At 67.9% G+C, this 5,387-nt stretch carries 6 protein-coding genes and 1 pseudogene; 6 read left to right on the plus strand and 1 reads right to left on the minus strand.

From position 1 onward, the window contains the following. From K8V84_RS00005 to K8V84_RS00025, 5 genes are all read left to right on the plus strand, one after another. Positions 1 to 481, plus strand: a 481-nt coding sequence (locus K8V84_RS00005) for an ABC transporter permease (protein ID WP_304069063.1), incomplete at its 5' end; no start/stop codon positions are given. A gap of 28 nt (positions 482 to 509) precedes the next feature. Beyond that, positions 510 to 1,604, plus strand: a complete 1,095-nt coding sequence (locus K8V84_RS00010; RefSeq protein ID WP_304069064.1) for an ABC transporter substrate-binding protein — start codon at positions 510 to 512, stop codon at positions 1,602 to 1,604. Positions 1,605 to 1,629: 25 nt separating this feature from the next. Beyond that, positions 1,630 to 2,706 (plus strand): LLM class flavin-dependent oxidoreductase, encoded by a 1,077-nt coding sequence (locus tag K8V84_RS00015; protein ID WP_304069065.1) that lies wholly within the window; start codon positions 1,630 to 1,632, stop codon positions 2,704 to 2,706. Positions 2,707 to 2,774: 68 nt separating this feature from the next. Beyond that, positions 2,775 to 3,389: an isochorismatase family cysteine hydrolase gene (locus K8V84_RS00020; RefSeq protein WP_304069066.1), complete on the plus strand. Its 615-nt coding sequence runs from the start codon at positions 2,775 to 2,777 to the stop codon at positions 3,387 to 3,389. A gap of 82 nt (positions 3,390 to 3,471) precedes the next feature. Beyond that, positions 3,472 to 3,726, plus strand: a complete 255-nt coding sequence (locus K8V84_RS00025; protein ID WP_304069067.1) for a DUF2795 domain-containing protein — start codon at positions 3,472 to 3,474, stop codon at positions 3,724 to 3,726. A 9-nt stretch (positions 3,727 to 3,735) separates the two neighbouring features. On the opposite strand, the gene K8V84_RS00030 is transcribed toward K8V84_RS00025, so the two are convergent. After that, positions 3,736 to 4,692: an acyl-CoA desaturase gene (locus K8V84_RS00030; RefSeq protein ID WP_304069068.1), complete on the minus strand. Its 957-nt coding sequence runs from the start codon at positions 4,690 to 4,692 to the stop codon at positions 3,736 to 3,738. Positions 4,693 to 5,141: 449 nt separating this feature from the next. Here K8V84_RS00030 and K8V84_RS00035 point away from each other — a divergent pair. After that, positions 5,142 to 5,387: pseudogene (locus tag K8V84_RS00035) on the plus strand (iron ABC transporter substrate-binding protein); the annotation flags it as partial.

A 5,387-nucleotide genomic window follows, 5' to 3' on the forward strand; every position in this document is an offset into this window, starting at 1 on the left:
GAACGTGACCCCGGTCGTGGCGATCACGCCGGCGCTGGTGGTCGCGTTCGGGTTCGGCATGGCCCCCAAGGTCATCGTCACCGCGATCATCACGTTCTTCCCCGTGCTGATCAACGTGACGACCGGCCTGCGTTCGGTCCCTCCGACGGTGTTACAGGTCTTTCAGACACTGAACGCCTCCCGCTGGGAGGTCCTGCTGCGACTGCGGCTCCCGGGCAGCCTGCCCTACACGCTGGCCGCGCTGCGGGTCGTCCTGCCGCTGTCCGTGGTCGGCGCGGTGGTCGCCGAGTTCGTGGCCGCGGGTTCCTCCGGCGGTCTGGGCACCATGATCCGCAACTCCGCCTCCACAGCACGCCTCGACTTCGTCTACGCCGCCGTCACCTGCCTGGCGGCGATGGGACTCACCATGCTCGCACTGGTCACCGCGGTCGAACACCGGGTGCTGTTCTGGCACGAGTCCCGACGACATCCCTCCGGATGACCCCCACAGAGAACGGAAGACCCCCCACATGACCCTCCCGAGCCATCCGATCCGTCCCGGGCTCCTCTCGGCGACCCTCCTCGCCGGTGCCCTCCTGGTCTCGGCCTGCGGCCAGGAAGCACCCGAGCAGGGAGCGTCCGCCGCCGTCATCGACGACGACCGCTGCGCGGACAACCAGCGGGCCGGGACGATCACCTTCGTCACGGGCTACCACTACCAGGCCTCCGTCAGTCAGCTGGAGGTCATCGCCGCCGACGCCCTGGGACTGTTCGAGACGCTCTGCCTGGACGTGGAGATCCAGCCCGGCAACGGCGACGTGATGGGCAACGCCCAGCTGGTGTCGGCCGGAACCGCGCACTTCACCCCCGCCAGTAACGAGGCCGAGATCGTCCAGGCCAACGAACGTGACCACGAGGTCGTGGGCATCGCCACCTACGGGCACGTGCCCATCTCCACCCTGCTCACCCAACAGGACGTGGAGGACCTGACCGACCTGGAGGGACAGACCCTGGGGCACCAGAGCATGGTGCCCGCACCCGTGGAGGCCATGCTGGTCGAGGCGGGCGTGGACCTCGACACCATCGAACAGGTCGAGGCCGGATACGACCCCTCCGTTCTCCCGCGCGACCAGGTCCAGGCCCTCACAGGCTTCCGCTCCAACGAACCGCACCAGCTCGACGCCATGGACGAGCAGTACACCGAGTGGTTGCCCGAGGACTTCGGAGTGGTCGGCTCCTTCGGGGTGATGGCCACGAACCCCGAGTGGGCCGAGGAGAATCCCACCGTCGTCGAGGACTTCCTGCGCGCCGTCGCCCGGGCCTTCGACCACTGCTCGGAGAACGGCGAGGAGTGCGTCGAATACGCCGCCGAACTCGACGAGGCCGGATACGACACCGAGCACAACCTCAAGGTGTGGAACACCGAACGCGAACTCGTGGGCGGGTCCACCCCGGACGACCAGGTCAACGGCTACGTCGACCTCACCATGACCGAGGACGAGGTCGAGATCCTCAAGGACAGCGGCGAACTGGACTCTGTCCCGGATCTGGAGCCCATGTTCGACCCCCGCTACCTGGAAGCGGTCCACGTGGCCACCGAAGTGGTCTGGCCCGGCGACGAGTGAACCCGAGAGGAACCGAGGTATCACGATGACGAATCTCAGGACCCCCGGGACCGAGTACGGGATCTTCCTGCCCATCGGCAGCGGCGGCTGGATCGTGTCCGAGACGGCACCCCACCCGGAGGCGACCTACGCCTACAACCGCCATTCCGCGGCCCTCGCTGAGGAGCACGGCTTCGACTTCGTCATGTCCATGGGCAAGTGGCGCGGCTACGGCGGTGCCACCGGGCACTGGGATCGGACCCTGGAGTCGATGACGATGATGGCGGGGCTGGCCGAGGCCACCGAAAGGGTCGGAGTCTGGGCGACCGTCCACGCCAACCTCTTCCATCCGGCCATGGCCGCGAAGATGTTCACCACCCTCCAGGAGATCAGCGGCGGACGCGCCGGGATGAACATCGTCGTCGGTTCCTACGCCGACGAGTTCCGTCAGATGGGGCTGTGGCGTGAGGACATGGAGCACGCCGACCGCTATCGGTACACCGAGGAGTGGGCCACGGCGCTGCGCCGTCTGTGGACCGAGGACTCGGTGACCCTGAACGGCGAGTTCTTCGATCTGGAGGACTGTCGCTCCCTGCCGCACCCCGCCTCGCCGCCGACCATCATCGGTGCCGGGCGGTCCCCGGCCGGGCTGGAGTTCCAGGCCCGGCACTGTGACGGGTCGTTCCTCACCGCCCACGACCTGACCGGGCTGCGCGACGCGTGCCGGCGGGTCCGCGCCGGGGCGGCCCGAATGGGTCGCACCATCCGCACCTATTCGATGCTCACCGTGGTCATGGACGACACCGACGCCGCCGCGGAGGCCCGTCGCCTGGAGTACGGCCGTGGCGCCGACGTCGAGGCCATCGTCAACATGAAGCGCTCCTGGGGGCTGCCCCCGGACAAGGCGCTGTCGTTGACGGCCGAGCGCCCGGAGGACGAGGCCTTCCAGACCCCCTTCGTGACGGGGTCTCCCGGCACGGTGGCCAAGAGGATCAACGAGATGGTCGAGGAGGCCGAACTGGACGGCCTGATGCTGATCTTCCCCGACTACCACGCGGACCTCGCGGCGTTCGGTGAACGCGTGATGCCGATGCTGCGGTCCGCGGCGGGGGCGCCGGCGTGAGTTTCGATGTCGTCGACGTGTCCGGGCGTTCTCGCCCGGTCCCGTCGACACGGGAAGAAGCGGCTCTGGTGGTCGTGGACGTCCAGCGGGACTTCTGCGACCCCGAGCACCTCCCCTGGTTGGACGAGGAGGCGCGGTCCCGGGTGGGTGACGCCGTCACCCGGGTCGCCCGGCTGGTGGAACGGGCCCGCGCGGCCGATGTGCGTGTGGTCTGGGTGCGGCTGGAGCAGGACCCCGAATCCCCTTGGTGGTCCTCGCTCTGGCTCCGAGGTCTCCTCGACGCGTCCACCGCCGTGCGACTTCCGTTGGAGCCCTGCGTGGCCGGGACCCCCGGCGCGGACTGGTTCCGGGTCTCCCCCGCCACCGGGGAGGACGTGGTGGTCAAGCGACGCTATTCGGCCTTCCACGGCACCGACCTGGACGCGCTACTGCGTTCGCGGGGGATCACCTGGTTGGCGGTGTGCGGGATGACCACCGACTGCTGTGTGGACGCCACCGTGCGCGACGGTTTCCAGTCGGGCTACCGCACCTTCCTGGTCGCCGACGCCACCGCCTCCTACCTTCGCAAATCCCAGGAGCACGCCTTCTCCGTGCTCGCGAACCACTCGGCGTCGGTGGTCACGGCCGACACCGTGGCCCGAGTGTGGGAACGCGCGCGATTGAGCGACGGTGGCGCAGGGTAGCCCCACCGCATGTCCATGCGGGTCCGGTCGACCCCGTTCCTCGGGGTGGGGCGACCGGGCCCTTCGACCATTGGGGGCGGTGATGGGTGTCGAACGCGGTCTCAAGGGGCTACGGAACGTCCTGGAGGGGGTGCGGTTCCCGGTGACACGGGACGCGGTGGTGGACGCCGCCCTGGACGCGGGAGCGGACGAGGAGATGGTGAGCGCCCTGCGGGCCATGCCGACCGCCGAGTTCAACGAGGCGAACGAGATCCTGCGCGCGGTGCCGTTGCCGGACACCGAGCCGGACTCGCACACCGAGTCGGCCCGGGCCCGAGAGCGCGACCGGCACGACTGAACCGGCACCTCAGCTTCGTGCGGGGGTGCTCCCGCGCAGGGTGGCGCCCACTCGGTACAGGTGGGAGAGCGCCTCCGCGTGCGAACGGAAGAAACCCGTTTCGTGGTACGGCACCCCGATCTCCTCGCAGTAGTCGCGCACGATCGGCTGTGCCTTCGCCAGGTGCGGGCTGGGCATGTTCGGGAACAGGTGGTGCTCGATCTGGTAGTTGAGCCCACCGAGTGCCAGGTCGGTGAAGGCACCGCCTCGGACGTTGCGCGAGGTCAGCACCTGCTTGCGCAGGAAGTCGAGTTTCTCGCCCTTCTTCAGGGTCGGCATCCCCTTGTGGTTGGGCGCGAAGATGCAGCCCAGGTAGACCCCGAACAGACCCTGTTGGATCACGATGAACACGACCGCCTGGAGCGGTTCGAGGACCGCGAAGACCAGTCCGAGATAGAGCACGAAGTGGGCGGCCAACAGCACTCCCTCCAGCACACGGTGCTTGGTGGAGGGGCGCAGCAACGCTCGCACGCTCCCGTAGTGGAGGTTGAGCGCCTCCAACAGCAGGACCGGGTAGAAGAGGAAGGCCTGGTACCGGCCGAAGAACGCCGGGAGGCCGCGGGCCCGATCCGCCTGGTCCTGGGACCACACGAACAGTTCCGCTTGAACATCGGGGTCGAATTCCTCGTGGTTGGGGTTGGCGTGGTGCCGGGTGTGCTTGTCCTGCCACCACCCGTAGCCCAACCCGATCCCGAGGTTGCCCACGAGTCGGCCCACACCCTCGCTGAGGCGACGGCCGTTGAAGATCTGTCGGTGCGCGAGTTCGTGGGAGACCAGTCCCACCTGGCCGAACACCACCGCCAGGGCGACGGCGGTGACCAGTTGCCACCATGACGCCCCGATGAGAACGAAGGCCGTCCATCCACCGACGTAGGCCAGGGCGATGAGTGTCAACCGGATCGCGAAGTAGGCGGGCGTGCGTTCCATGAGTCCGGCTTCCCGAATCCGCAGGGATAGCCGCGAGAAATCGCTACCCCTTCTGTTCTTCGGTGGTGCCGTGCTGCCTTCTGGCATGGGACCGCTCTTTTCCTGGGAGACCCGGAGTCGACCGGTGGTCTCCCACGCTAGTCGGCGTGCGGGCGCCAATCCATGGCACCCGTACGTCACACAAGAGGGGTGCCTGCACCCGTGTTTCTCGACGGCACCTCCTTTGCTACCCGCCGGTCGCTCCGAACATTCCTTCGCGGGTGGTGACGGCACGGTGTTCGGCGCGCCGGCCCCGGCGCCTCCCGTCCCGACTCTCGAACGCCTTCAACGAAGATGCAGGTCAGAGCGGTACAAAATGAGGAGAAGATCTCAAATGGCACTCCGTCGTGTGCTCGACAAAGGGGTTAGGTTAGGCTCCCCTATGTCAAGAACTCGTTAAGGAGACCTCCATGCAGTCCGTCCCCCGTCCCTTCGCGGCACTCTCCCTGACCCTGGTGTCCGCCCTGGCCCTGACCTCCTGTTCCACCGGTCAGGAAGAGACCGAAGACACCGCCGTCGCGAGCGACACCGTCGAGGTCGAGGACAACAACGGCACGCAGACGGTCGACACCCCGCCCGCGTTGGTGGTCGCGCTCGACAACCGCACCTTCCAGACCCTCTCGGACTGGGGGGTGGAGCTGTCCGCCGGTGCGGTG

It is taken from the genome of Nocardiopsis listeri (assembly GCF_020741345.1).
Classification (GTDB): domain Bacteria; phylum Actinomycetota; class Actinomycetes; order Streptosporangiales; family Streptosporangiaceae; genus Nocardiopsis; species Nocardiopsis listeri_A.

Excerpts from the sequence above, each read along its gene's own strand:
- K8V84_RS00010 (WP_304069064.1), top strand. The coding sequence starts at position 510 with ATGACCCTCCCGAGCCATCCGATCCGTCCCGGGCTCCTCTCGGCGACC.
- K8V84_RS00015 (WP_304069065.1), top strand. The coding sequence starts at position 1,630 with ATGACGAATCTCAGGACCCCCGGGACCGAGTACGGGATCTTCCTGCCC.
- K8V84_RS00025 (WP_304069067.1), top strand. The coding sequence starts at position 3,472 with ATGGGTGTCGAACGCGGTCTCAAGGGGCTACGGAACGTCCTGGAGGGG.
- K8V84_RS00030 (WP_304069068.1), bottom strand. The coding sequence starts at position 4,692 with ATGGAACGCACGCCCGCCTACTTCGCGATCCGGTTGACACTCATCGCC.